Origin of the sequence: Sanguibacter sp. 25GB23B1 (assembly GCF_040012415.1) — a bacterium.
Taxonomy (GTDB): Bacteria; Actinomycetota; Actinomycetes; order Actinomycetales; family Cellulomonadaceae; genus Sanguibacter.
This window is the reverse complement of record NZ_JBDYKL010000002.1, coordinates 143,038-168,091: the sequence shown is the minus strand read 5'-3', so window position 1 is coordinate 168,091 and position 25,054 is coordinate 143,038. Positions and strand designations below refer to the sequence as shown.

Below are 25,054 nucleotides of genomic sequence, written 5' to 3'. Positions count from 1 at the left end.
CCTGTCCGGGCTGACGGACGGAGAGCCGGGGCGCCGGCCTGTGGACGGGGGACTTCTCCCCCGGCACCACGAGCCGCCGTACCGGCTCTCCGTCCGTCCACCCCACACTCACCACGTGCCCGCACCTCTTCTCTCCCCCTCCGACCGTCCGCCCGGTATCCCCGTGACCATCCACCCGGGCCAGGACCTCCACCTGCGGACCGGGCTGCCGCTCGGTGCCCTCCGAGGTGCCGTCGCCGTCGCGACCGGCCGCGTCGAGCTCCTCGACGCACGGCTCTACGTCGGAGACCGCGCTCTCGACGAGCACCACGTCGTGGGACACCCGCCGCTCGTCGCGGGCGCGCTCCTGCGGACCGCGCCCGCTGCCCCCGACCCGACGTCGAGCGCGCTCGAGGCGCCTCTCCATCTGGCGTACCTCGCCGGCCCGCGGGCCGGGTTCCTCCACCCCGTCGTCCCGGGAACAACCTCGCCCTCGACCGGAGCGGTCGTCCCGGGCGTGCGCGTCCGCGTCCGTGCTGGTCGCCGAGACCGCCACCATGTCCGTGTCCGTGTCCGACCAGAGCCGTCCTCACAGGTCACCGTCGTGCAGCGCACCGGGCACACCCGGCGGCTCCGACGCCTGCGGCTGCGACGCTGGACCCCGTGGAAGCCCGGCACGTCGCTCGAGGTGACCGATGCCGCCGGCCGGACGACGAGCCGGACCGAGCTCCGGGAGCGCCCGGCCCTCGCGGAGGTGACCTTCGGCGCCCTCAAGAGCTCCCTGGTCGACGACGCCACCGGTCGAGCGCCCACCCCGGACGCGACCCCCCGGTCCGCCGGCGCGCTGCTCACCACGGCCCTGCTCCCTGCGGTCGCCTCCGTCGCCCTCGCCGTGGCGCTGCGCAACCCGGTGTTCGCGGTCATGGCGCTCGTCGGTCCGCTCGTGGTGCTCGGCCCCGTCGTCGCTCGCCGACGGCGCGCACGGCTGTCCGGGTCCGTCTCCGGTTCCGGGACGCCGACCGCCTCCCGTGCGCAGCACACCGGTCGCCCCTGTCCTCGTGCAGGCCTCCGACCCGCGGACCTGCTGACGGCGGCGCGACCTCCTGGCACGAGGCGACGCCCCGGGGGTGCCCAGCACCGGTCGACGGTCCGTCGGGACGGTCGACCACACAGCGCTGCCCGGCGACCTCCGTGGAGGCTGCCTCGCCGTCGTCGGTCCCCGCCGCGCGGTCGTGTCCCACGTCGCTCGGACGGTCGTGGCCCTCCACGCCACGGGCCGTGCAGCGCGCATCGTCGTGCTGACGTCCCCCGGTCGGGCCGCTACCTGGTCGTGGGCACGGTGGATCCCCGGCACCGTCGCGTGCCTGGCGTCTGCCGAGCACCCCCTGCCGTCGGGGCCCGGGACGCTCCTCGTGGTCGACGCCGACCGGACACCCGAGCTCAACGCCCTGCTCGGCGGGTGGCACGCCGCCCACGGTGAGAGTGCCGCGCTCGTCGTCCTCGGCGAGGACGCCGGCTCCGTCCCCTCCTGGTGCTCGGCCGTCGCCGTCGTGACCCCAGAGACAGTGACCTGGACCTCACCTGGTCACGTCACCGAGCGCACGCCCTTCGAGGGAGTCGGCCCCGGATGGCTCGACGAGTACGCCCGCCGGGTCGGTGCCCTCACGAGCACCTCACGCTGGGCCCACCTCGACGACCCGGGCGAGGGGCGCAGCGGGACCCGCCCGCCCCACGACCAGGCGCCGCCCCGCTCCGCAGCGCTCCTCGACGCCCTCGGACACGTCCTCGACGGCGCAGTCCTCGACGCCCCGGGCAACGTCGACGACCGCACACCGTCTCCCTCCGACCCGCTCGTCACGGCGATCTCGAGACGATGGGCGTCCGGCGCACCGCACGACCTCCGCGCCACCGTGGGGGTCGGCAACGACGGACGCCCCGTGACGCTCGACCTCCTGGCCGACGGCCCGCACGCGCTCGTCGCGGGGACCACCGGAGCAGGCAAGTCCGAGCTCCTCCAGACGATCCTCCTCACCCTCGCGCTCCGCGCCTCCCCCGACGACCTCGCCATCGCGCTCGTCGACTACAAGGGCGGCGCAAGCTTCGGCGCGTGCGTCGACCTCCCGCACGTCGTCGGTCAGGTCACCGACCTCGACCCCGGCATCGTCGAGCGCGCGCTCGACGGCCTCCGGGCCGAGCTCCGCCGACGCGAGCGCCTCTTCGCGACGGTCGGCTCGACGAACCTCGACGACTACCGCGACGCTCCCGACCGCCCGGAGCAGCTGCCCCGGCTGCTCGTCGTCGTCGACGAGTTCCGCGCGATGGCCGACGACCACCCGCTCTTCATCCCCGGCCTCGTCCGGATCGCCGCCCAGGGCCGGTCGCTGGGCGTCCATCTCGTGCTCGCGACCCAGCGCCCCAGCGGCGCGATCACACCCGACATGCGGGCGAACATCTCCTTGCGGATCGCGCTCCGGGTCGCGGACGACGCAGACTCCGTCGACATCATCGGCTCGTCGGGCGCCGCCGCGATCCCGGCAGACACCCCGGGTCGAGCCCTGGTCCGTCGCGGTCTCGCCGCGCCCGAGACCGTCCAGACCTATCACGCCGGTGGCTCGACGAGCCTGCACGGCGGGACAGCCTGGGTGACACCGCGATGGGACGCCACCGACGGGTCCTCCTGGTCCTTCCCCGAGCCGTCCACCACCTCCGACGCCCCACCCTCCGACCCTGCGCGAACGGTCGTCGACGCTGCTCGTGCGGCTGCCCGAGCGCTCGCGGTGCGAGCACCCCGCGTCCCCTGGACACCCGAGCTGCCTGCCCGGATCGACCGGGATGCGCTGCCGTGGACGAGCGACACGACCTCCGCCCTCCTGCTCGGCACCGCCGATCACCCCGAGTCGCAGCGTCACGAGCCTGTCGCCTGGGACCCCGACGCGGGCCACCTCCTCGTCCTGGGCCGCGCCGGGACCGGACGCACGACCGCGCTGCGTACGGTCGCCCACGCGGCGCGCGCCACCGGCTGCATCGTCCACCTCGTCGGCCCGAGCGCACTCCTCCCGGGCCCGCGGTCGACCGTCGGCACCGTCACCGACCGGTCCGACCCGCGATGCCTCGCCCGGCTGCTCACGCTCCTGCTGACCACCACGCCGGAACCGGCGGACGACCCCGCGCGGCCGCCGAGGAAGCACGTGCTCGTCATCGACGGCCTCGAGGACGTCCAGCGCGCGCTCTCCACCGTGCACCGCGGCGCAGGAGCCGACCTCCTCACGTCCCTGCTGCGTGACGGCGTCTCCCGCGGGATCCATGTCGCGGTCTCCTCCGCCGGGGTCCCCTCGTCCGCCGTGTCGGCGCTCCTGCCCCAGCGTCTGATCTTCAGCGGACGAGAGAAGCACGACGACGTCTACCTCGGGATCCCGTCCGGTCTCGCGGGCCGGGGCGGCCTCCCCGGGCGGGCAGTCGTCGTCGGCCGAGGACCAGCGGTCCGCTGTCAGGTGGCCGTCACGCCACCGGGGCCCGTCCGGGAGTCGGGTCCTCGAGAAGCCACGGACGAGGACGCTGCCGACCCAGACCTCCTCCGGTGGACGATCGCGCCCGTGCCGCGCTCGGTGAGCCCGGCCGAGCTGACGAGCACCCCCCACGGGATCCTGCGTCTCGGGACGGGCGGGGATCGCGCGACGACCACAGGGCTGTCGCTGGGTCGCGGCTTCCTCGTCTGCGGCCCGCACGGCTCCGGCCGGTCGGCGACGCTCGCCCTCGTCGCGCGGTCGGTCTCGCCAGGGGTCCAGGTCGTCGCGGTCCTCAGCCGTGACCCGCACGTCGCGGCTGCCGCGGCGGAGGTGGGATGCGCCCTCGTCCTGTCGACGCACACACCGCGGTCGGCCACCGAGCTGGTCGAGGGACTGGCGCGCGCATGCGCCACGCATCGTTCTCTCCCTCAGGGCACGACGTCCGACCCGCCGCACCGTGTCGTCGTCGTCGACGACCTCGACGCTCTCGTCCAGACGTGCCCGGCGGCGGTCGACGCGGTCCAGCGCTACGTCGAGGAGACACCCGGGACGGCTGTCGTGGCCGCCGCGACGACCACCGCCGCAGCCGGGGCGTTCCGCGGCCTCCTCGCCGAGCTCCGTGCCGCGGGCCGCGGTATCGTCCTCGACCCGGGCACCCCCGGGAGCTCCGAGACCTTCGGTGTCGACCTCGGCTGGGCAGCCGAACCGGACGTCCATCTCCCTGGGCGAGGCGCCGTCGTCGACGGCCGTCGCAGCTGGATCGTCCAGCTCGCCCACGAGAGCGAGGAGGCTGGCTGACCGACGGCGCACGAGCCGCGGTCGCGAGGTCCGAACGGGCAAGGTCCGAACGTGCCAGGTCCTGCGGTCAGTCCTCGTCGGCGAACGGCAGCGTGTCCCGCCGGGTGTAGCGGGCGACGGCCGGGAGCACGAGCCCGACGAACGTCGCTCCCGCCACGCCCGCCACGACGGCAGGGAGCGCACGCAGGCCACCCTGGACGAGGCTCAGCGCGACGAGCAGCGCGAGGATCTGGAGGGTCATCGCCGGGCCTCGGACCCAGGACAGGCCGACGAGGAGACCCCGGGCGCAGGCTCCGAGGAGCCAGCCGACCAGGAGGGCAGCGACCGCGAGAGCGAGAGCCAGGCCCACGGCCCTGTCTCCGCCACCGAAGAGGTCGAGCACGCCGACGACCGCGAGACCGGCGAGGACGAGCGCCTCGACCCCGAGTGCGGTCGCGACCCACGTCACCGCTGCCGGACGCGGGGCTCCCGGACCGGATCGACCAGCAGGATCGTCGTCCGCCGGAGCGGTGGAAGGGTCGTCAGCCATGGTTGAGGCGAGAGTAGCGCACGGAGCCCGCCGCACGCCTCCGCGCCCAGGCCGGTCTCGACCGGGAAGCAGCCCGCCAGCACTCGAGAACGGCGGAATTCCGCAGTTCCGGTCGGGTGAAGCCGACGGCTTATACCCCAGTCGAGCGGACTTGATGACCAGCAATGTGACCAAGGCCTCACCGGTCATCTGCTAGAAACCTCGTCGTAACCCTTGTGCACCCCTCGGTCGGGGTGTGAACCTAGTTACCAGCAGTTACAACCACCCCCTGTGCGCGCCACCCGACTTTTTCGCGGGTCGGCGCCCCCTGCCTAGGAGATCCCATGGATTGGCGTCACCGCGCAGCATGCCTTGATGAAGACCCCGAGCTGTTCTTCCCGATCGGCAACACAGGTCCTGCGATCCTCCAGATCGACGAGGCGAAGGCCGTCTGCCGTCGTTGCGACGTCGTCGACACGTGCCTCAAGTGGGCCATCGAGTCCGGTCAGGATGCAGGCGTCTGGGGCGGACTGTCCGAGGACGAGCGACGCGCGCTCAAGCGTCGGACCGCTCGCGCACGCCGCGCCAGCTGACGCACCGCAACCGCAGAAGAGGCCCGTCCCGCAAGGGGCGGGCCTCTTCTGCGTCTTGTCTCCCGCCCAGTCCGTGCAGGACAGCTCCGTCGAGGCTGTCTCCGGTCAGGCAGGGTCGCGTCTGGTCAGGCGCGGACGCCACGCAGCTCGATCGAGACGGTCACGACCGTGCCGCCCTCGGCTCGCGCCGCCCACTCGATGGACCCCTGGAGCTCGTTCGTCACGAGGGTCCTGACGATCTGCGTGCCGAGCCCGCCGGTCGGCGTGGGCCCCGCCCCCATGCCGACGCCGTCGTCGGAGACCGTCACGAGCAGGTGCGTCCCGTCCCGCTGCGCGTTGATCTCGACCGTCCCGCCACCCACCTTCGTCAGTCCGTGCTCGACCGCGTTCGTCACGAGCTCGGTGAGGACGAGCGCCAGTGCCGTCGCGTCCTGCGCGGGCACGAGACCGAACGAGCCGCTCGCCACCGTGCGCACGCTGACGTCCGCCGACGCGACGTCGGCCGCGAGGCGCAGGGCACGGCCGACCATGACGTCGAACTCCACCTCTTCGTCGAGCGTCTGCGACAGGCTGTCGTGGACGAGGGCGATCGTCGCGACGCGTCGCATCGCCTCCTCGAGCGCCTCCTTGGCCTCCGGCAGCTTCATCCGGCGGGCCTGGAGACGCAGCAGGGCAGCGACGGTCTGGAGGTTGTTCTTCACCCGGTGGTGGATCTCCCGGATGGTGGCGTCCTTGGTGATGAGCTCGCGCTCGCGCCGACGCAGCTCCGAGACGTCGCGGCACATGAGGACGGCACCGATCCTCTGGCCGCGGTCCGTCAGCGGCACGGCGCGCACCGACAGGCACACCCCGCGCGACTCGATCTCCGTGCGCCACGGTGCGCGCCCCATGACGACGAGCGGCATCGACTCGTCGACCGGCATCTTGTGCTCGATGAGGTTCGCCGTGACCTCGATGAGGGACTCGCCGACGAGCGCGCCGATGACGCCGAGCCGGTGGAAGCAGCTGAGCGCGTTCGGGCTCGCGTAGAGCACCTCGCCCTCCGAGTTGAGGCGGATGAGACCGTCGCCGACGCGCGGCGCCCCACGCCTCGGGCCCGTCGCCGCATCAGGGTAGGGGAAGTCGCCGCACGCGACCATGCTCATGAGGTCGTCCGCGGCCTCGACGTAGTTGAGCTCCAGCCGACTCGGTGTCCTGCCGCTGCCGAGGTTCGTCTGGCGGGCCACGACAGCGATGGCATGACCCTTGTGCACCACGGGCACGGCCTCCTCGCGCACCGCGTAGGTGCCGAACCAGCGCGGCTCCCGGGAACGCTGCGTCGTCTCCTCCGCCATCGCCCTCTCGAGCTGGGGGCGCAAGCCCTCGGGAGCGAACGTCCCGACGATGTCGTCGTAGTGGACGGTCGCGCCCGTGCTCGGTCGGCACTGGGAGACCGCCACGTAGCCGCCGTCACCGGTCGGCAACCACAGCACGAGGTCGGCGAACGCGAGGTCCGAGATCTGCTGCCAGTCACCGACGAGCAGGTGGAGCCACTCCACGTCGGGCGCTGCGAGGCTGGCGTGCTTGGATACGAGATCACTCATGGTCGACACACCTCAGAGCCTACGCACCATCGGCGGGCACCGGACCCGACGCACCTCGAACGACGTTGGGTAGGCTCGTGTGACGAGACCGCCCGAAGGAGAATCCGATGCGCATCAGCATTGACCTGCAGTTCCCTGTGGCGACGGACGCGGTCGTCCGACTGGTCAACGACGAGGACTTCATCCGCTACCGGGCGCAGCGGACAGGCTCACGGATCGTCCAGGTGGACGTCACCTCAGGGGCGGACGGCAGCTTCACCTCCGCCGTGCGTCGGACGATCTCGAGCGACCTCATCCCTCCGCACGTGCGCCCGGTGGTCGGCAGCGAGCTCGAGATCCGCCAGACCGAGGCGTGGGCCGAGCCGCACGCCGGCCCGCAGGGCGACCGTCACGGCACCGTCGCCGTCGACATCACCGGTGCACCGGTGCGCATGACCGGGTCCATCCTGCTCTCGCCGTCCGACGACGGGTCCGTCATGACGTACTCGGGTGAGATCAAGAGCTCGCTCCCCCTCTTCGGAACTGCTGTGGAGAAGGCTGCCGCCGACGCGATCGAGCAGGCTCTCCTCGAAGAAGCTCGGTGCGCTGCGTCGTGGATCGCCGGCGACCGCGACATGTGACACGGGAGCGCTCGGGCGCTCGCTCTGCGTAACAATTTGGCATACGTCGACGCGAGCGCAGCCCTCCGACCTGCGGTTATAGGTTTTCCGCAAGCGTTTCACCGCTCTGCGCCGGACGGCTGCTTGACAGTGTGGGATCGCTCCCACGAGGATCACCACTAACGCATGGGAGCGCTCCCAAGAGACTGGGATCACACTCGTGCACGCTCGACGAGACGGACCCACCCCCGTGTCCGTCTCGTGAACTTCACTGACAGGAACCCGCGGCAGCGGTGCCGCACCCGTCGACAAAGGAGTCCTCGACATGACACGTAGCACCCGTACGCGCCGACTGACCACGGTGGTCGCCGGCGCATCCATCTTCGCCCTCACCCTCTCCGCATGCTCCGACAGCGACGCGGGTGGCGAGGACGCCGACGGCAAGATCACCCTCACCGTCGCGACGTTCAACAACTTCGGGTACACCGACGAGCTCCTCGCCGAGTACACGGCAGCGAACCCCGACATCACCGTCGAGCACGTCAAGGCCGCCGAGTCGGGCGACGCCCGCACCAACCTCACGACGCGTCTCGCCGCCGGTGGCGACGGCCTCGCGGACATCGAGGCCATCGAGATCGACTGGATGCCGGAGCTCACGCCGCTCGCGGACCGCTTCGAAGACCTCGACGCACCCGAGGTCGAGGGCCGCTACCTCGACTGGAAGCTCGAGCAGGGCATGGCCGAGGACAAGCTCATCGGGCTCGGCACGGACATCGGCCCGGAGGCCATCTGCTACCGCTCCGACCTCTTCGCCGCAGCCGGTCTGCCGACCGACCGCGCCGCGGTCGCCGAGCTCCTCGGTGGCGAGAACGCCACGTGGGAGAAGTACTTCGAGGTCGGTCGCACCTTCACGGCTGCCTCCGACTCCGCCTGGTACGACTCCGCCGTCGCCATCATGCAGGCCCAGGTCGGCCAGCTCGAGGCGGCGTACGAGGACCCGGAGACCGGAGAGGTCATGGACCTCGCCGAGAACACCGAGATCAAGGAGCGCTACGACACGATCCTCACGGAGTCCGCGGAGCTCTCCGCGAACCTCGCCATGTGGGGAGACGACTGGAAGGCCGGCTTCCAGAATAACGCGTTCGCCACGATGATCTGCCCGTCCTGGATGACCGGGTCCATCGAGTCCGAGGCCGGCGGCGTCGTCGGCTGGGACGTCGCTGACGTCTTCCCCGAGGGTGGTGGCAACTGGGGCGGGTCCTTCCTCACCGTCCCGTCGTCGGGCAAGAACGTCGACGAGGCCAAGAAGCTCGCCCTCTGGCTGACCGCTCCCGAGCAGCAGCTCAAGGCGTTCACCGAGGCCGGCAACTTCCCGAGCCAGGTCGAGGTCCAGACGGACGAGGCCCTGCTCGCCACGACGAACGACTTCTTCAACGACGCGCCGGTCGGCGAGATCTTCAAGGCTCGCGCCGAGGCCGTCAACCCGGTCCCGCCGTTCAAGGGCCAGGCGTACTTCTCGCTCCAGCAGATCGTCAACGACGCCCTCAACCGGGTCGACGTCGACGGCACCGACGATGCCGCGAGCTCATGGGACAAGGCGATCACGAGCTTCAACGAGCTGGGTCTCTGATCCTCGTCGGCTGAGCTGAGCACCACCTGAACGACACACATCGGGCGCCGCCGGACAAGCACCACCCGGCGGCGCCCGATGCATCACGCCCCTGCTCAACGACGCGGGCCCGGCCCGCGCATGCCAGAAGGAACCCCATGGCCGTCCTGTCGCCACCCAAGCCCTCGCGCGAGGTCGATCGCGCGCCGCGGCGCATCGCCTTCAGCCAGACGGCGGGCAAGTGGGATGTGAAGCTCTCTCCCTACCTCTACATCTCGCCGTTCTTCATCCTCTTCGCGATCACGGGGCTCTTCCCGCTCCTCTACACGGCGTACGTGTCGGTCTTCGACTGGCACCTCCTGTATGGCAAGGGCGACTTCGTCGGTATGCAGAACTACGCCGACGTCGTCGAGATGCCGAGCTTCTTCAAGGCGCTGCGCAACACCTTCTCGATCTTCCTGCTCTCGTCCGTCCCGCAGGTCGTCGCCGCGCTCATCCTCGCCGCTCTCCTCAGCGCGAACATCCGCGCGAAGACCTTCTGGCGCATGGGTGTCCTCATCCCCTACGTCGTCGCCCCCGTCGCCGTCGGCCTCATCTTCGGCCGGATGTTCGCCGACGAGTCCGGCATGATCAACGCGCTGCTGGCCACGGTCGGCATCGACGCGGTCCGCTGGCACGCCGAGGTCCTGCCCAGCCACTTCGCGATCGCGACGATGGTGAACTTCCGGTGGACCGGGTACAACACCCTCATCTTCCTCGCCGCGATGCAGGCCATCCCCCGCGAGCTCTACGAAGCCGCGATCCTCGACGGCGCCGGCCGGCTCCGGCAGTTCTTCTCGATCACGATCCCGCAGCTGCGCCCGACCCTCATCTTCGTCATCATCACCGCGACCATCGGTGGGCTGCAGATCTTCGACGAGCCCCGCATGTTCGACTCGACCGGCCGTGGCGGCTCGGACCAGCAGTGGATGACCGTCACGATGTTCCTCTACGAGCTCGGATGGGGGCCGCAGAAGAGCTTCGGCCGTGCCTCAGCCGTCGCGTGGATCCTCTTCCTCATCATCGTGGTCATCGGCCTCATCAACTTCATGATCACCAGAAGGATCTCGTCGACCGGCGAGACCGCCCCCAAGCAGCGCAAGCGCTCCAGCTCGAGCAACCGGAGGAAGCGATGAGCTCCATCCCCGTCATCGCCCAGACAGCAGGCAAGGGCGCAGCCCGCTCCGCGGCGCGTCGACGCGTCAAGCTCGCAGGTCCCGACCGCCGTCCCGGGTGGGTCACCTACGCGATCCTCAGCGTGGTCATCCTCATCTCGGCGTACCCGATCTACTACACGCTCCTCCTCGGGTCGACCGATCAGACGACCATCGCGGCGAACCCGGTGCCGAGCCTCATCCCGGACGGTCAGCTGTTCGAGAACTTCCAGCGCGTCTTCGAGTCGAACATCCCGCTCATGAAGGGCTTCGTCAACTCGGTGATCGTCGCTGTCATCCAGTCCGTCTCGGTGGTCGTCTTCTCGACGCTCGCCGGCTACTCCTTCGCGAAGCTCCGCTTCCGTGGCCGCGGCCCGCTCCTCGTCTTCGTCATCGCGACGATGGCGATCCCGGTCCAGCTCGGCATCGTGCCGCTGTTCATCGTCATGTCCGAGCTCGGCTGGTCCGGCAAGCTCATCGCCGTGATCGTCCCTGGGGCGGTGACCGCGTTCGGTGTGTTCTGGATGACGCAGTACCTCGAGAGCGCGCTGCCGTACGAGCTCATCGAGGCCGCACGTGTCGACGGGGCATCGATGATCCGGACCTTCTGGCACATCGCCATGCCCGCCGCACGACCCGCTGCGGCGATGCTCGCGCTCTTCACCTTCATCAGCAGCTGGACCATGTTCTTCTGGCCCTTCATCATCCTCGGGTCGAACAACCCGACCCTCCCGATGGTGATCCAGCTGCTCAACGCGAACTACTTCACGGACTACGCCCTCATCATGTCCGGGGTGCTTCTGTCCACGCTTCCGCTGATCTTCGTTTTCATCTTCGCGGGCCGCCACCTGGTCGCCGGCATCATGCAAGGAGCAGTCAAGGGATGACGTCCACCTCGAGCACCTCCGACCCCGCCGGCCCCCTCACCTTCCCCGAAGGATTCATCTGGGGAGCCGCCACGGCCGCCTTCCAGATCGAGGGCGCGGGCCACGTCGACGGACGTCGCGACTCCATCTGGGACACCTTCTGCACGGTCCCAGGAGCCGTCCTCGACGGTCACGACGGCGAGGTCGCGTGCGACCACTACAACCGGTACGACGCCGACACGTCGCTCATGCAGAGCATGAACATCGGCGCCTACCGCTTCTCGACCTCGTGGTCGCGCGTCCGCCCCGACGGCGTCGCCGGCCCCGGCGGCATCAACCCGAAGGGGATCGACTTCTACTCGCGCCTCGTCGACTCCCTCCTCGAGAAGAACATCCTTCCCTGGCTCACGCTCTACCACTGGGACCTGCCGCAGGCTCTCGAGGACAAGGGCGGCTGGGCGAACCGCGACACGGCGTACCTCTTCGCCGAGTACGCGGTGACGATGCACGAGGCTCTCGGGGACCGTGTCGGGGTGTGGACCACGCTCAACGAGCCGTGGTGCTCCTCGTTCCTCAGCTACACGGCCGGTGTGCACGCGCCGGGCCGCCAGTCGCGACCGGACGGCCTCGCGGCAGCACACCACCTCATGCTCGGGCACGGGCTCGCGACGCAGGAGCTGCGCTCGCGAGCAGCGGACGCCAACCTCGGGCTCACGCTGAACTTCACGGTCGCGGACCCCGTCGACCCCTCGAGCCCCGAGGACGTCGATGCCGCACGCCGCATCGACGCGCAGTTCAACCGCGTCTTCGCCGACCCCGTGTTCAAGGGTGCCTACCCGGTCGACCTCCTCCAGGACCTCGACGAGGTCGGTCTCGCCGACGGCTTCCTGTCCCTCGTCAAGGACGGCGACCTCGAGATCATCTCGACACCGATCGACACGCTCGGCGTGAACTATTACCACGGCGAGGCCGTGAGCAAGACCCCGCCGACCTCCGCCCTCGTCGGAGACGCGCCGGTCGAGCGCCCCACCTCGTCGCCCTACCCGGCGGCGGACGGTGTGTACGTCCACCCACGAGGCCTCCCCGTCACCGACATGGACTGGGAGATCCAGCCAGAAGGACTCACGCGCCTCCTGCTGCGCCTGCAGGAGGAGTACACGGGCCCGGCGGGCGCCCGGCTCTTCGTCACCGAGAACGGCTGCGCGTACGACGACGTCGCCGACGCGGACGACTACGTCGACGACCAGAACCGCCTGGACTTCTACGACGTCCACCTGCGGGCGACGCACGACGCCATCGCTCAGGGCGCCGACGTCGGCGGGTACTTCGCCTGGTCCCTCCTCGACAACTTCGAGTGGGCGTGGGGCTACCACAAGCGCTTCGGCATCGTCCGCGTGAACTACGAGACGCAGGAACGGACGATCAAGGCCAGCGGGGCATGGTATGCAGAGGTAGCACGCACGAACACGCTGAACGCCGCCGCGGACGTCACCCTGTAAGAGAGCAGCTCTGCTCGACACCGGTTGACGACGACGTCGGCCCTGAGGAGACCAATGAGTACGCACGTCCCCACGCTGGAGGAAGTGGCGCAGACGGCCGGAGTCTCACGCTCCACCGCCTCGCGCGCCATCAACGGCGGTTCTCGGGTCTCCCCAGAAGCACAAGCGGCAGTCGACGACGCGATCGCCCGGCTCGGGTACATCCCGAACCGGGCGGCGCGCTCGCTCGTCACCCGCCGGACGAACTCCATCGCGCTCGTCGTCCCCGAGCCGGACGAGCGGGTGCTCAGCGACCCGTTCTTCGCGGCGACGCTGCGCGGGATGAACGCGTCGCTCAAGGACACCGACCTCCAGCTCGTCCTGCTCATCGACAAGCCCGGCGAGAGCAGCGGGCGCATGGGTCGGTACCTGCGCAACGGCCACGTCGACGGGGCGATCGTCGTCTCGCACCACCGCAAGGACGACCTCGAGAGCGTCATCGACGTCTCCCGGCTGCCGGCGGTGTTCGTCGGTCGCCCGTTCAAGGTCTTCCCCGGACTGCGGTTCGTCGACGTCGACAACTTCGCCGGGGGTGTCCTCGCCACCCAGCACCTCGTCGACCGGGGCCGCACGAACATCGCGCACATCTCCGGACCGACCGACATGACGGCCGGCGAGGACCGTCAGGCCGGTTGGCGCCACGCGCTGACCGGCGCGGGGCTGCCCGAGGGGCCGCTCGCCGGCGGGGACTTCACCACCGCGGCCGGCATCGTGGCGATGGAGGCCATCCTGGCTGCCGACCCGACGGTCGACGCGGTCTTCGCCGCCTCCGACCTCATGGCCGTCGGGGCGCTGCGCGTCCTCGCGAAGCACGGGCGGTCCGTCCCTGACGATGTCGCGGTCGTCGGCTACGACGACCTCGGCGTCGCCGAAGGCACCGTCCCCGCACTCACGACGATCTGCAACCCGGTCGTCCGCATGGCCCGGTACGCCACGGACGAGCTCTTGGCGAGGCTCGGCGTCCTGCGCACGGGGGACCTCGACGACCCACCCGCCGACATCTCGTCCGTCGTCATGGACGACGGCCACATGGTGCTCGCCCCCGAGCTCGTGGAACGCTCCTCGACCTGAGCGCGAACAGTCGGCCTGCGTGCCTGCCCGGCCCGGGGCAGACTGGAGCGATGACCACACCATCTCCCACTCCCACCACGCCTCTGCCCGGAGGAGACATCCCCCTCCTGGGCTTCGGCACCTGGCAGTCCGAGGGCGACGACGCATACAGGTCCGTGCTGCACGCTCTCGAGACCGGCTACCGGCACATCGACACCGCGACGGCCTACGGCAACGAGGAGCAGGTCGGTCGCGCGATCGCCGACTCCGGCGTGCCGCGCGACGACATCTTCGTGACCACCAAGCTGCCGCCGGACAACGCCGGGAAAGAGCGTGAGACCCTCGAGGCATCGCTCCAGAAGCTCGGCCTCGCTGCCGTCGACCTCTGGCTCGTCCACTGGCCTCCCCACGCGAAGGCGAGCCCCGAGGTCTGGCAGCAGTTCCGCGAGCTGCGCGACGAGGGCTTGGCCCGGTCGATCGGCGTGAGCAACTACTCCCCCACGCAGATCGACGAGCTGACCGAGGCGACGGGCGAGACCCCGGCCATCAACCAGATCCCCTGGAGCCCCACCGACTACGACGCCACCCTCGCTGCCGAGCTCGGTGCACGCGGCGTCGTCCTCGAGGGCTACAGCCCGTTCAAGCGCACCGATCTCGACGACCCGGTGCTCGCCCAGGTCGCTGCTGCCCACGGGGTCGAGCCTGCGCACGTCGTGCTCCGCTGGCACATCGACCACGGCTTCGTCGTCATCCCGAAGTCCGTGACGCCCGAGCGGATCGCCTCGAACTTCCGCGCCCTCGAGATCACGCTCGGCGCGGAGGAGATCGCGCTCGTCGACGGCCTCGGCATCGCCACGGAGGTGGCGGAACGGTAGTTTGACCGTAGGCCGGACCAGGCCGAGCAGACCGCCCTCCGACAAGGAGCCCTAGTGACCACACGCACGGTGACATCCACCCCGCAGCCGCTCGCCACGTCAACGAGGCCGACTCCCGCGACGACCTCGCCCGCATGGGCGAACGCACTCGGCCAGCTCACCGGGGCCGTCGAGATCCTCGGGTACGGCGAGGGGCTGCACGAGATGCTCGCGACACCACGCCGCGAGATCAACGTCGCCGTCCCGCTCCGGCGCGACGACGGCCGGGTGGAGCTCTTCCACGGCTTCCGGGTCCAGCACAACATCTCCCGCGGACCGGGGAAGGGCGGTCTGCGCTACCACCCGAGCGTCGACATCGACGAGGTCCGTTCGCTGGCGATGCTCATGACGTGGAAGTGTGCGATCGTCGAGCTCCCCTACGGCGGTGCCAAGGGCGGGGTCGGGATCAACCCGCACGAGTACAGCCAGGCCGAGCTCGAGCGGGTGACCCGCCGCTACACGAGCGAGATCATGCCGATCATCGGCCCGGAGCACGACATCATGGCGCCCGACATGGGCACCAGCGAGCAGACCATGGCCTGGGTCATGGACACGTACTCCGTGAGCAAGGGCCACACGATCCCGGCGGTCGTCACGGGCAAGCCGCTCGCCGTCGGCGGGTCGCTCGGTCGTCCGACGGCGACGTCACGCGGAGTCGTCCACGTCACCCAGTCGGCGCTGGCCGAGGCGGGCGCCGAGCTCGCGGGAGCGACGGTCGCCATCCAGGGTTTCGGCAAGGTCGGGTCGCACGCCGCGGCGATCTTCGCCGACGAGGGTGCGCGCGTGGTCGCCGTCACCGACGAGTTCGGCGGGGTGCACAACCCTGCGGGACTCGACGTCACGCGGCTGTTCGAGCACGTCGGGGCGACAGGTTCGGTCGTCGGTTTCGACGACGCGGACCCCATCGACAACACACGCCTGCTCGCCCTGGAGGTCGACGTCCTCGTCCCCGCCGCAGTCGACGGGGTGGTCAACGCGCAGACCGCACCCCACGTCCGGGCAAGGTTCGTCGTCGAGGGCGCCAACGGTCCCACGACCTCGGAGGCGGACGCGATCCTCGCCGCGCAGGGCACCGTCGTCGTGCCGGACATCCTCGCCAACGCGGGTGGTGTCGTCGTCTCCTACTTCGAGTGGGTCCAGGCGAACCAGGCCTACTGGTGGACGCTCGCGGAGATCGAGGAGAAGCTCGCCGGTCGGATGCGCTCTGCGTACGCGGACGTCGCGGGGCTGGCTCAGCGCGAGGGGCTGACCCTGCGTGACGCGGCCCTCGTCATCGGGGTCAAGCGGGTCGCGGAAGCACACCAGATCCGCGGGCTCTATCCCTGACGGTCGCCGCGCCCCTGGCAGCCCACGGCAGCGCACCTACGCACGCTGATCGACCCGGTCGGGGCTCCCCGACCGGGTCGATCGTCACTGGTCGGACTGCGGCTGGCGGTCGGCCCAGGCGTGGAGGTCGGTCCGCGGCCCGGTGAAGAACGGCAGCTCCTCACGCACGTGACGCCGCGCCTCGGTGGCCCGCAGGTCACGCATGAGGTCGACGATGCGGTCGAGCTGCGCAGCCTCGAACGCGAGGATCCACTCGTAGTCGCCGAGCGCGAAGGCCGAGACCGTGTTGGCCCGCACGTCCTTGTAGCCCGCGGCAGCGATGCCGTGGTCACGGAGCATGGTGCCACGCTCCTCCGGAGGCAGCAGGTACCACTCGTAGGACCGCACGAACGGGTACACGCAGATGTAGTCGCCCGGAGCCTCGTCGGCCATGAACGCCGGGATGTGGCCGCGGTTGAACTCCGCCGGGCGGTGGAGCGCCGCCACGGACCACACGGGCTCGAGGTGGCGGCCGAGCTCGGAGGCACGCAGGCGCTGGTAAGCGCCCTGGACGGACTCGATCGTGGGGCCGTGCCACCACACCATGAGGTCTGCGTCCGAGCGCAGCCCACCGACGTCGTACCAGCCGCGCACCGTGAGCTCCGTCTCGGCGCCCGTCGCCTCGCCACCGACCGCGGCGAGAGCGTCGTCGACGAGCGCACGGCGCTCGTCCGCGTCCACCGGGAGCGTCTGGACTGTGGAGAACACCGACCACATCGCGTAGCGCACGGCCTGGTTGATGGGCTCGGTGCTGATCTCCTCGCCGGTGTCGGCGCGGTGGTGGGTGTGGCCGGTCTCGGTCATAGGTCTGCGTCCAGCTCTCGTCTAGGGCTCGGTCGGGTGTGGTCGGTCGCGATCAGGTGAGGAGACCCGCGCTGCACAGTGCGGGGACGCCGCTGTCCTCGCCGTCGCGGCGACGGCAGCAGCCGGGCCGGCAGACGGACGGGAACGCGCCGAGGGTCCCGACGGTACGCTGCTCGACGTCGTCGCCGCGCGCGATCGCGGCACGCTCGAGCACGAGGTCGACGAGACCGGACACGAACGGCGCGCGCGTGCTGACGGTCCCGGCACGCACGGCGCTCATGCCGAGCTCGGTCGCCGTGGCGAGCGCCTCGGTGTCGAGGTCGTAGGCGACCTCCATGTGGTCGGAGATGAAGCCGATCGGAGAGAGCACGACCGAGCGCTTGCCCTGCGCAGCCATCTCCTGGAGGAGGTCGTTGACGTCGGGCTCCAGCCATGGCTGGGTGGGCGGACCGGAACGTGAGCAGTACGCGAGGGTCCACGGGATCTCGCGTCCGAGCTCGGCACCGACCCGCTCCGCGACGACGGCCGCGAGGTCCAGGTGCTGCGCCGAGTACGTGGCGCCGGGGACGATCGACGCGGCCTCCATCGTGTCCGGGATGGAGTGCGTGACGAAGACGAGGTCCGCGGCGGCTGCCGCGTCGGTGCCGGCCTGCTCTGCGAGCGCCCGGAACGCGTCGACGACGGCGTCGATGTTCGCCTGGGCGAAGCCGGGGTGGTTGAAGTAGGAGCGCACCTTGTCGAACTGCACCCCCGTGGAGCCGTCGGGGCCGAGGTCGCCGAGACCGTCGAGGGTGAGCGCGAGGTCCTCGCGGTACTGACGGCACCCGGAGTACGAGGAGTACGCGCTCGTGACGAGCGCGACCGCGCGCTGGACGCCGGCGGCCTTGAGCTCCTCCACGGCGTCCTTCGTGTACGGTGCCCAGTTCCGGTTGCCCCACACGACGGGGAGGTCGATCCCGCGTGCCGCGAGCTCGGCCTCGAGGGCCGCCTTGAGCGCGAGATTCTGCTCGTTGATGGGGCTCTTGCCGCCGAAGCCGTAGTAGTGCTCGCCGACCTCCTCGAGCCGCGCGTCGGGGATCCCCTTGCCGGCGGTGACGTTCCGCAGGAACGGGACGACGTCCTCCGGCTTGTTCGGTCCCCCGAAGGAGAAGAGCAGGAGGGCGTCGTAGGGACGGGCTGCAGGAGCGGGCGCGGTGCTCAGGGACATGGCTGACATCCTCCCACCGCTACGCCGGGTCCACACGGCAAAGAGCGCGCTCGCAGATGTGACCTTGACCAGACACCGCGTCACCTCGATCGTTCGGCTCGTGCGAGCGGCTCGGCGCACGAGCACGCCCGGCGGTTCAGCGCCCGAGGCGCCGTTCCCGCGCGGAGTACGCGCGCAGCGCACGCAGGTAGTCGACCCTGCGGAAGTCCGGCCAGTACGCCTCGCAGAAGTAGAACTCCGAGTGCGCGCTCTGCCACAGCAAGAAGCCGCCGAGCCGCTGCTCCCCCGACGTCCGGATGACGAGCTCAGGGTCGGGCTGACCCTTCGTGTAGAGGTGCTCGGCGATGTCGTCGACGTCGATGTCGGCGGCGATCTCCTCGATCGTCGCGCCGTGCGAGGCGCGCTCGCGCAGGAAGTCACGGACGGCGTCGGCGATCTCGTGGCGCCCCCCGTACCCGATCGCCACGTTGACCTCGATGCCACCCACGGAGTCGGTCTGGGTCTGGGCGCGTCGGAGCGTCGCCGCGAGCGCGGGCGGGAGGAGGTCGAGGCGGCCGACGACGCGCAGGCGCCAGCGACCGCTGCTCGCGAGGGCACAGACCGAGTCCTCGATGATGTCGAGGAGGGCGTCGAGCTCTTCGGCTGCGCGGGACAGGTTGTCGGTGGAGAGCATCCAGAGGGTGACGACCTCGACGCCGAGCTCCTCGCTCCACCGGAGGAAGTCCTCGATCTTGTCGGCGCCACGCCGGTGGCCCGTGGCGGCGGGCTCGCCGAAGGACTTGGCCCAGCGGCGGTTGCCGTCGAGGATCACGCCCACGTGTCGGGGTGAGGTCTCACCGTCGAGCGAAGCAGCCAGCCGCTTCTCGTAGAGCCCGTAGAGCAGGTGGGGCATGCGCACGCGGGGTCCTCCGGGGTGGTCGGTGGGTTCTAACGCTACCGGAGGTGGACCGCTGCACCACAAGGTCTCCACACTGTCTGTGCGACCCCGTACCAGGACCTAGAACCTACGCTTTCGTAACCTACGCAGGCGTAAGTTATGGTCGTCCCCAACGCGTGCACGATCGACCGAGGAGCACCTATGGCCAGGACACCCGTGGCCGACGACGACCCGCACGAGACTGCGGCGAGCGCTGACGGCGCGCACCACACGACGGCCGTCGAGCACCTCGGCGAGGTCGCCTCTGCAGTCGCCGACGCCGTGAAGCCCCGTCTGCGGGGCTGGATCCATGCCGGCACCTTCCCGCTGGCCCTCGTGGGCTGCATCGCCCTCGCCATGACCGCCGAACCGGGCGCGCCGCGAGTCGCGTCGATCGTGTTCGGTATCAGCGCGATCCTGCTGTTCGGCACGAGCGCCGTCTATCACCTCGGCACGTGGTCGCCGAAGGTCGCAGGGATCCTGCGCCGGGCGGACCACTCGAACATCTTCCTCATCATCGCCGGGAGCTACACGCCCATGGCGGTGTACCTGCTCTCGGAGAGCAGGGCGCGCGTCCTGCTCATCATCGTGTGGACGGGCGCGATCCTCGGGCTCGCGGCACGGATCATCTGGCTGGGGGCACCCCGGTGGGTGTACGTCCCGATCTACCTGGCTCTCGGCTGGGTGGCCGTGGGGTACATGCCGGTGTTCTGGCAGGCGCAGGCGGGTCCCACCGCGGTCGTCCTCATCGCCATCGGCGGTCTGGCGTACACGCTCGGCGCGATCGTCTACGCCCTCAAGCGCCCGGACCCGAGCCCGCAGTGGTTCGGTTTCCACGAGGTCTTCCACGTGCTCACCGTCTTCGGCTTCGGCTTCCACTTCGCTGCGGTCGCGTACGCGGCGACGGCCGCCGCTGGCTGACCGCCGCCGAGCTACGCGTCGTGCGTCACGTCGGGCCGCGGGGGCGCGGGCAGCGGGACGACGCCGTAGCGGCGGTTCCGGAGCGACGGGTTCCGCTCCCGCTCGTCGGCGATCCCCTGGGCGTCGATGTCGGCCGAGGTGAACGCGCGATCCTCACCGAGCTCGATGCTCACGAGCCCGTCCGGGGCGACGAGGAGCGAGTGCCCGCTGACGCCCCGGCCGGCCTGACCGACGGCCACGACCGCGCACGTGTTCTCGATGGCACGCGCCTGCGCCAGGATGCGCCAGTGCTCGACCTTCCGCGGCCCGGACGCCCACGCGGCCGGCACGACGAGGACCTGCGCCCCCGCGTCCACCAGCCGTCGCGCCGCCTCGGGGAAACGCAGGTCGTAGCACGTCATGACACCGACACGGAGGTCGCCGACCTCGACGACGACGGGCGGCGCCGCGGGGTCCCCCGCAGCGAGACGGTCCGACTCCCGCTGCCCGAACGCGTCGTACAGGTGGACCTTGCGATAGACCGCGACGACCTCGCCGCCCCTGACCACGACCAGCGCGTTGCTCGCCTTCGTCGCACCACCCGGGCCGCGCTCCCCGTCAGTCCCGACCGCGGGCAGGACGGTCCCCGCGACGACGGTGACCGACGACCGTGCCGTGCGTTCGACGAGCAGCGAGACGAACGGGCCGTCGAGCGGTTCTGCGTGCTCGACGCCCACGCCCCGCGGGTCGTAGCCGCTCGCGTACTCCGGCAGGACGAGGAGGTCTGCGCGCACGCGCTCGGCCTCCGCGAGGGCCTGGCTCACGACCACCCGGTTGGCGGCGTGGTCGGGGCTGACCTCGAGCTGGGCGATCGTCACGCGCATCGGTCTCAGGCCTTCCCGGCACCACCGTCAGGACCGCCGTGCGGTCCGCTGCCGGTACCGTCGGCGGGACCGGCATCGCCCGGGCGACGGTCGTCGAAGGTCGCGTCGACGACCGACTCGTTGTGCGCCCGGTGGTTGACCCGTCGCAGCTTCCGCGTCATCGAGAGCACGAGGACGATCGTCGCGAGCGCCACGACGAAGATCGCGAGGAACCCGGGCAGACCGGGCGAGACCTCCACGGGGTCGAGATCCTCGCGCAGGGGCGACTGCGTGGAGGACGGCGACGGCTCGGGAGTCGTCGTCTCGGTGGGGAGCACCTGCATCCCGGTCCGGGCGTCCACGAGCATCGACAGGTCGAGGTCGGTCAGCAGCGCGGTCCCGCTCATGCGCGTGCCTCCTCAGCCAGGGTGACGCCTGCGAAGAGATCGTCCTCGGGCAGCGTGGTCGGGACCCGCGACTCGGCGAGCTCGTACTCCTCCACCGTCCATACCCCGACCTCGAGCTCTCGGGGCGTCGCGAAGAAGAAGCCGTCGGGGTCGATCTGCGTCGCGTGCGCACGCAGCGCCGCATCCCTGGCGGAGAAGAAGTCTGCGCACTCGATGCGCGTCGTCACCTCGCGCTCGGCGATCTCACGGGCAGCACGGGACTCGACCCAGTCACCGAAGGGCGACTCGAGGCCGGCCGCGAGGATCGCCTCGTGCATCGTCCGGATCCGACGCATGGAGAAGTCGTGGTTGTAGTAGAGCTTGAGGGGTTCCCACGGCTCGCCGTGGCCACGGTAGCGCTCCACGTCACCTGCGGTGTCGAACGCCTCCTTGGCCACGCGGTGGCACATGATGTGGTCCGGGTGCGGGTAGCCCCCGGACGGGTCGTATGTCGTGATGACGTGGGGGCGGAACGACCGGACCAGCTCGACGAGCGGCGTCGCCGCCACCTCGAGCGGTGTCGCCGCGAAGCAGCCGTCGGGCAGCGGCGGCAACGGGTCGCCCTCCGGGAGGCCGGAGTCGACGAAACCGAGCCAGTGGTGCTGGACCCCCAGCGCCTTCGCCGCGTTCGCCATCTCGACCGTGCGGACCTCGCGCATCTCGTCGAGGTCTGTGATCTCCCGGCCGAACTGCGGGTTGAGGATGCTGCCTCGCTCACCACCGGTGCAGCTGACGACGAGCACCTCGACGCCCTGCGCCGCGTACCGGGCGGTGGTTGCCGCTCCCTTGCTCGACTCGTCGTCCGGGTGCGCGTGGACGGCCATGAGCCGCAACGGCGAAGTGGTCACCGGTCCTCCTTCGATCTCCGTGGCCGCTCGGCCCCGGGCGGGCGCCGATTTCGGCTGTGCCGTGATCACGACAATAATCACCTGAAGACCATGATCCCCCAGCACGACGGCCGGGCTGCACCCGCCGGCGCCTGAGGCCACCGCCGGAAAGGCGCCTGCCGTGCCCGATCTCCCCGTCAGCCCCGAGCAGCACCCGTCCCCGACGACGTCCGTCCAGCCGCCGCAGGACCGCTACGGCACGACGCGCAGGCCCACGAACCCCGTCGTCCTGCGGGTCCTGCTGGCGGGCGTCGCGGTCGCCGTCCTCGCCCTGGTCGCGTGGATGGCGTTCGCGCAGGAAGGGAACGACGTCCGCGGGCGTGACGTCGGCTACTCCGTTACGAGCCCGGAGGTCGTGGAGATCACGTTCGACGTGGCGAAGCCGAAGGACGCGACGGTCGTCTGCACCCTGGAGGCGCTCAACAGCAGCTACGCCCAGGTCGGCACACGCGAGGTGACGATCGGCCCCTCGACTCTGGCCGAGGCCCGGTTCACCACAGAGATCGCCACCTCGGAGGAGGCGGTCACTGCCGTCGTGGAGAGCTGCCGGACCGTCGACTAGCACCTGGCGGGCGTTCCAGGTGCCGGTGCAGGCCACCTGGGTTAGCGTGAACGAACTGGCGTCAAGCAGCGGCGCGGGAACACAGCAGGATCAGCGCAGGAGAAGTGTGTGAACACCCGCTCGCCCGCAACTCTGACGGAGAGCGAGGCGCACTCCCGCGCGGTGACCCCCGGTCGCTCCCGGCTCGCCACCCTCCCTTCTGACCTCGGAGACCCGTCATGACCGCTCCATCCGTGCTCTCGCACGCAGCACCGTCTGCATCCTCCGCCGCACCGTCGGACGAAGCCGGGACCCTCGACAGCGGTCGGCCCCTCCCTCTGCCTGCGCCCCGCGGCGCGCTGAGCTCAGCTCTCGTGGCCCTCCTGCGTGGACCGGCCGACGACGGCCGGTCCGACACCTTCCGGGACGGCGCCGCACAGGTGCTCGCGGCCCGCGACGCAGGGACGCCGGTGAGCGAGGACGACGACCTCCAGATCACGCTGTTCTGCCTGTACGAGCTCCACTACCGCGGGATCGACGGGGTCGACGACCGGTGGGAGTGGTCGCCCGGGCTCATCGGGGCGCGCCACCTCGTCGAGAAGCTCTTCGAGAGCGAGCTGCGCGGACGCGTGAGCGTCCCGGACCTCCCGGATCCGTCCGCTCCGACGGTGGCAGCCGCGCTCTTCGCGCTCGCAGCCCAGGACTCCGGCCCGAGCCTGGCGCGCTTCGTCGCGAAGGAGGCGACCGACGACCAGCTGCGCGAGCTCCTCGTGCAGCGCTCCCTCTACCAGCTCAAGGAGGCGGACCCGCACACCTGGGCGATCCCACGCCTGGCCGGCGCACCGAAGGCTGCCCTCGTCGAGATCCAGACCGACGAGTACGGCGGCGGCCGGCCCACCAGCATGCACTCGGCCCTCTTCGCGACCGCCATGCGCGGCACCGGGCTCGACGACACTTACGGCACCTACGTCGACGTCGTGCCAGCGCCCACGCTGGCGTCGGTGAACATGATGTCGATGTTCGGGCTGCACCGGCGCCTGCGGGGCGCCATCGTCGGTCACCTGGCGGCGTTCGAGATGACCTCCTCGATCCCCAACCGCCTCTACGGCAACGGCTTCCGACGGCACGGCTACGACTCGACCGTGACGCGGTACTTCGACGAGCACGTCGAGGCCGACGCCGTCCACGAGCAGATCGCCGGCCGCGACCTCGCCGGCCGACTGGCCGAGCAGGACCCGGCGCTGCTCGCCGACATCATGTTCGGGGCCGCAGCGTGCCTCACGGTCGACGGGTGGGCTGCTGCGCACATGATCGACTCCTGGAAGGCCGGTGTCAGCTCCTTGCGCGCGCAGCCCTCCCGGCAGCCCGAGGCGGCGGTCGGTCCGTGACCTCGGCTCCAGGCACACCCACCGACCCGGTCCAGATCACGCTGTGCCCCGACGGGCCGCTCCTCGTCCGCGGCGCGGTGACGCTCCTCGGGCCGGACGGCGAACCGGTTCCCGTGCGCCGCTCCACCATGGCTCTGTGCCGCTGCGGGGCATCCGCGATCAAGCCGTTCTGCGACGGCACGCACAAGGTCAACGGCTTCACGACGGCCGACTGACCGCGCAACGTTGCTACACTGGTCTATTCGGACGCTGACCCGGTTGGCGATCTGACGGTGCGTGACGCGTCGTCCAGGTCCCAGCAGCAGCTGGCAAGGGCACTGGAACCGGGGAGAATGCGCCCCTGCACACCCCAGGGTGCGCAGGTCGCGGACACCGCGGTGACGCACACCCGCCAGCGGTCGGCGAGCGAGGACCCAGCACCACACACGATTCACGACGGGCACACCACCGTGCCCGAGCCATGGAAGGAGCGACCTGTGACCGAGACGAATGTCACCTGGCTGACCCAGGAGGCACACGACCGACTCCAGGCCGAGCTCGCGCACCTCAGCGGTGAGGGACGCGCGGAGATCACCGACCGCATCGCGGCCGCCCGCGACGAGGGCGACCTCAAGGAGAACGGCGGATACCACGCCGCACGCGAAGAGCAGGCGAAGAACGAGGCGCGCGTCCGCGAGCTCACGGAGAAGCTCCGCAGCGTGAAGATCGGCACCCCGCCGGACGACGGCGTCGTCGAGCCCGGCATGGTCGTCACGGCCGAGGTCGGCGGGGACGAGATGGTGTTCCTCCTCGGCTCGCGCGAGATCGCGGGCACGACCGACATCGACGTGTACTCGGAGAAGTCGCCCCTCGGTGCGGCGATCCACGGGAAGAAGATCGGCGCGAAGGTCACCTACGCGGCGCCCAACGGCGCGACGATCCCCGTCGTGGTGAAGAACGCCAAGCCCTACGAGGGCTGAGCGCTCGTCAGCACGCGGGTCTCTCGACCCACCCCGAACGGC

At 70.6% G+C, this 25,054-nt stretch carries 24 protein-coding genes; 16 read left to right on the top strand and 8 right to left on the bottom strand.

Going from position 1 to position 25,054, the window contains the following annotated elements:
- Positions 1-115: 115 nt before the first annotated feature.
- Together ABKW26_RS02175 and ABKW26_RS02170 are read left to right on the top strand one after the other, a co-directional pair.
- On the top strand, positions 116-1,459 hold the full coding sequence (locus tag ABKW26_RS02175; protein ID WP_348590774.1) for a hypothetical protein: 1,344 nt from the start codon (positions 116-118) through the stop codon (positions 1,457-1,459).
- Entirely contained in the window at positions 1,392-4,283 is a 2,892-nt protein-coding gene (locus ABKW26_RS02170; RefSeq protein WP_348590773.1) for an FtsK/SpoIIIE domain-containing protein, read from the top strand. The genes ABKW26_RS02175 and ABKW26_RS02170 overlap by 68 nt, the downstream gene beginning before the upstream one ends.
- Before the next feature lie 67 nt (positions 4,284-4,350).
- Here ABKW26_RS02170 and ABKW26_RS02165 read toward each other — a convergent pair whose 3' ends face one another.
- Complete coding sequence (locus tag ABKW26_RS02165; RefSeq protein ID WP_348590772.1) at positions 4,351-4,812, bottom strand: hypothetical protein; 462 nt, start codon at positions 4,810-4,812, stop codon at positions 4,351-4,353.
- A 323-nt stretch (positions 4,813-5,135) separates the two neighbouring features.
- On the opposite strand from ABKW26_RS02165, the gene ABKW26_RS02160 reads away from it, so the two are divergent.
- The gene (locus tag ABKW26_RS02160; protein ID WP_093183738.1) at positions 5,136-5,384 is read left to right on the top strand and encodes a WhiB family transcriptional regulator; all 249 of its coding nucleotides are present in this window, start codon (positions 5,136-5,138) and stop codon (positions 5,382-5,384) included.
- Between the two features lie 125 nt (positions 5,385-5,509).
- Here the strand turns inward: ABKW26_RS02160 and ABKW26_RS02155 are convergent, their stop codons facing one another.
- Positions 5,510-6,967 carry a histidine kinase N-terminal domain-containing protein gene (locus ABKW26_RS02155; protein ID WP_348590771.1) on the bottom strand — a complete coding sequence of 486 codons (1,458 nt, stop codon included), beginning with the start codon at positions 6,965-6,967 and terminating at the stop codon, positions 5,510-5,512.
- Positions 6,968-7,074: 107 nt separating this feature from the next.
- Here ABKW26_RS02155 and ABKW26_RS02150 point away from each other — a divergent pair, with 107 nt between their 5' ends.
- From ABKW26_RS02150 to ABKW26_RS02115, 8 genes are all read left to right on the top strand, one after another.
- The gene (locus ABKW26_RS02150; RefSeq protein WP_348590770.1) at positions 7,075-7,587 is read left to right on the top strand and encodes a DUF2505 domain-containing protein; all 513 of its coding nucleotides are present in this window, start codon (positions 7,075-7,077) and stop codon (positions 7,585-7,587) included.
- 304 nt (positions 7,588-7,891) lie between these two features.
- Positions 7,892-9,196 carry an extracellular solute-binding protein gene (locus tag ABKW26_RS02145; RefSeq protein WP_348590769.1) on the top strand — a complete coding sequence of 435 codons (1,305 nt, stop codon included), beginning with the start codon at positions 7,892-7,894 and terminating at the stop codon, positions 9,194-9,196.
- Positions 9,197-9,333: 137 nt separating this feature from the next.
- Positions 9,334-10,350 carry a sugar ABC transporter permease gene (locus ABKW26_RS02140; RefSeq protein ID WP_348590768.1) on the top strand — a complete coding sequence of 339 codons (1,017 nt, stop codon included), beginning with the start codon at positions 9,334-9,336 and terminating at the stop codon, positions 10,348-10,350.
- Positions 10,347-11,255 carry a carbohydrate ABC transporter permease gene (locus tag ABKW26_RS02135; protein ID WP_348590766.1) on the top strand — a complete coding sequence of 303 codons (909 nt, stop codon included), beginning with the start codon at positions 10,347-10,349 and terminating at the stop codon, positions 11,253-11,255. The genes ABKW26_RS02140 and ABKW26_RS02135 overlap by 4 nt, the downstream gene beginning before the upstream one ends.
- Positions 11,252-12,733: a GH1 family beta-glucosidase gene (locus tag ABKW26_RS02130; RefSeq protein ID WP_348590765.1), complete on the top strand. Its 1,482-nt coding sequence runs from the start codon at positions 11,252-11,254 to the stop codon at positions 12,731-12,733. Before ABKW26_RS02135 ends, ABKW26_RS02130 begins: the two co-directional genes overlap by 4 nt.
- A gap of 54 nt (positions 12,734-12,787) precedes the next feature.
- The gene (locus tag ABKW26_RS02125; RefSeq protein WP_348590764.1) at positions 12,788-13,843 is read left to right on the top strand and encodes a LacI family DNA-binding transcriptional regulator; all 1,056 of its coding nucleotides are present in this window, start codon (positions 12,788-12,790) and stop codon (positions 13,841-13,843) included.
- A 50-nt stretch (positions 13,844-13,893) separates the two neighbouring features.
- Entirely contained in the window at positions 13,894-14,697 is an 804-nt protein-coding gene (locus ABKW26_RS02120; RefSeq protein ID WP_348590763.1) for an aldo/keto reductase, read from the top strand.
- Positions 14,698-14,871: 174 nt separating this feature from the next.
- Positions 14,872-16,062, top strand: a complete 1,191-nt coding sequence (locus ABKW26_RS02115; protein WP_348590843.1) for a Glu/Leu/Phe/Val dehydrogenase — start codon at positions 14,872-14,874, stop codon at positions 16,060-16,062.
- An 84-nt stretch (positions 16,063-16,146) separates the two neighbouring features.
- Here ABKW26_RS02115 and hemQ read toward each other — a convergent pair whose 3' ends face one another.
- The 3 genes from hemQ to ABKW26_RS02100 form a co-directional block, all read right to left on the bottom strand.
- Positions 16,147-16,905 carry a hydrogen peroxide-dependent heme synthase gene (gene hemQ / locus ABKW26_RS02110; RefSeq protein WP_348590762.1) on the bottom strand — a complete coding sequence of 253 codons (759 nt, stop codon included), beginning with the start codon at positions 16,903-16,905 and terminating at the stop codon, positions 16,147-16,149.
- Between the two features lie 52 nt (positions 16,906-16,957).
- Positions 16,958-18,112, bottom strand: a complete 1,155-nt coding sequence (locus ABKW26_RS02105; RefSeq protein WP_348590761.1) for a ferrochelatase — start codon at positions 18,110-18,112, stop codon at positions 16,958-16,960.
- Between the two features lie 136 nt (positions 18,113-18,248).
- Entirely contained in the window at positions 18,249-19,010 is a 762-nt protein-coding gene (locus tag ABKW26_RS02100) for an isoprenyl transferase (protein WP_348590760.1), read from the bottom strand.
- A gap of 180 nt (positions 19,011-19,190) precedes the next feature.
- Between ABKW26_RS02100 and ABKW26_RS02095 the strand changes: the two genes are divergently transcribed.
- Entirely contained in the window at positions 19,191-19,949 is a 759-nt protein-coding gene (locus ABKW26_RS02095) for a hemolysin III family protein (RefSeq protein ID WP_348590759.1), read from the top strand.
- Between the two features lie 11 nt (positions 19,950-19,960).
- Here the strand turns inward: ABKW26_RS02095 and ABKW26_RS02090 are convergent, their stop codons facing one another.
- The 3 genes from ABKW26_RS02090 to mca are packed head-to-tail and all read right to left on the bottom strand — an operon-like array spanning position 19,961 to position 22,085.
- Positions 19,961-20,812 (bottom strand): carbon-nitrogen hydrolase family protein, encoded by an 852-nt coding sequence (locus ABKW26_RS02090; protein WP_348590758.1) that lies wholly within the window; start codon positions 20,810-20,812, stop codon positions 19,961-19,963.
- Between the two features lie 5 nt (positions 20,813-20,817).
- Positions 20,818-21,198 (bottom strand): hypothetical protein, encoded by a 381-nt coding sequence (locus tag ABKW26_RS02085; RefSeq protein WP_348590757.1) that lies wholly within the window; start codon positions 21,196-21,198, stop codon positions 20,818-20,820.
- A complete protein-coding gene (gene mca / locus ABKW26_RS02080) occupies positions 21,195-22,085 on the bottom strand; it encodes a mycothiol conjugate amidase Mca (protein ID WP_348590756.1) in 891 nt (296 codons plus the stop codon). Before mca ends, ABKW26_RS02085 begins: the two co-directional genes overlap by 4 nt.
- A 160-nt stretch (positions 22,086-22,245) precedes the next feature.
- Between mca and ABKW26_RS02075 the strand changes: the two genes are divergently transcribed.
- From ABKW26_RS02075 to greA, 4 genes are all read left to right on the top strand, one after another.
- Positions 22,246-22,686, top strand: a complete 441-nt coding sequence (locus ABKW26_RS02075) for a DUF4307 domain-containing protein (RefSeq protein ID WP_348590755.1) — start codon at positions 22,246-22,248, stop codon at positions 22,684-22,686.
- 218 nt (positions 22,687-22,904) lie between these two features.
- A complete protein-coding gene (locus ABKW26_RS02070; protein WP_348590754.1) occupies positions 22,905-24,053 on the top strand; it encodes an iron-containing redox enzyme family protein in 1,149 nt (382 codons plus the stop codon).
- Positions 24,050-24,268 (top strand): CDGSH iron-sulfur domain-containing protein, encoded by a 219-nt coding sequence (locus tag ABKW26_RS02065; protein ID WP_348590753.1) that lies wholly within the window; start codon positions 24,050-24,052, stop codon positions 24,266-24,268. Before ABKW26_RS02070 ends, ABKW26_RS02065 begins: the two co-directional genes overlap by 4 nt.
- A 261-nt stretch (positions 24,269-24,529) precedes the next feature.
- Positions 24,530-25,012 carry a transcription elongation factor GreA gene (gene greA / locus ABKW26_RS02060; protein WP_348590752.1) on the top strand — a complete coding sequence of 161 codons (483 nt, stop codon included), beginning with the start codon at positions 24,530-24,532 and terminating at the stop codon, positions 25,010-25,012.
- Positions 25,013-25,054: the final 42 nt, after the last annotated feature.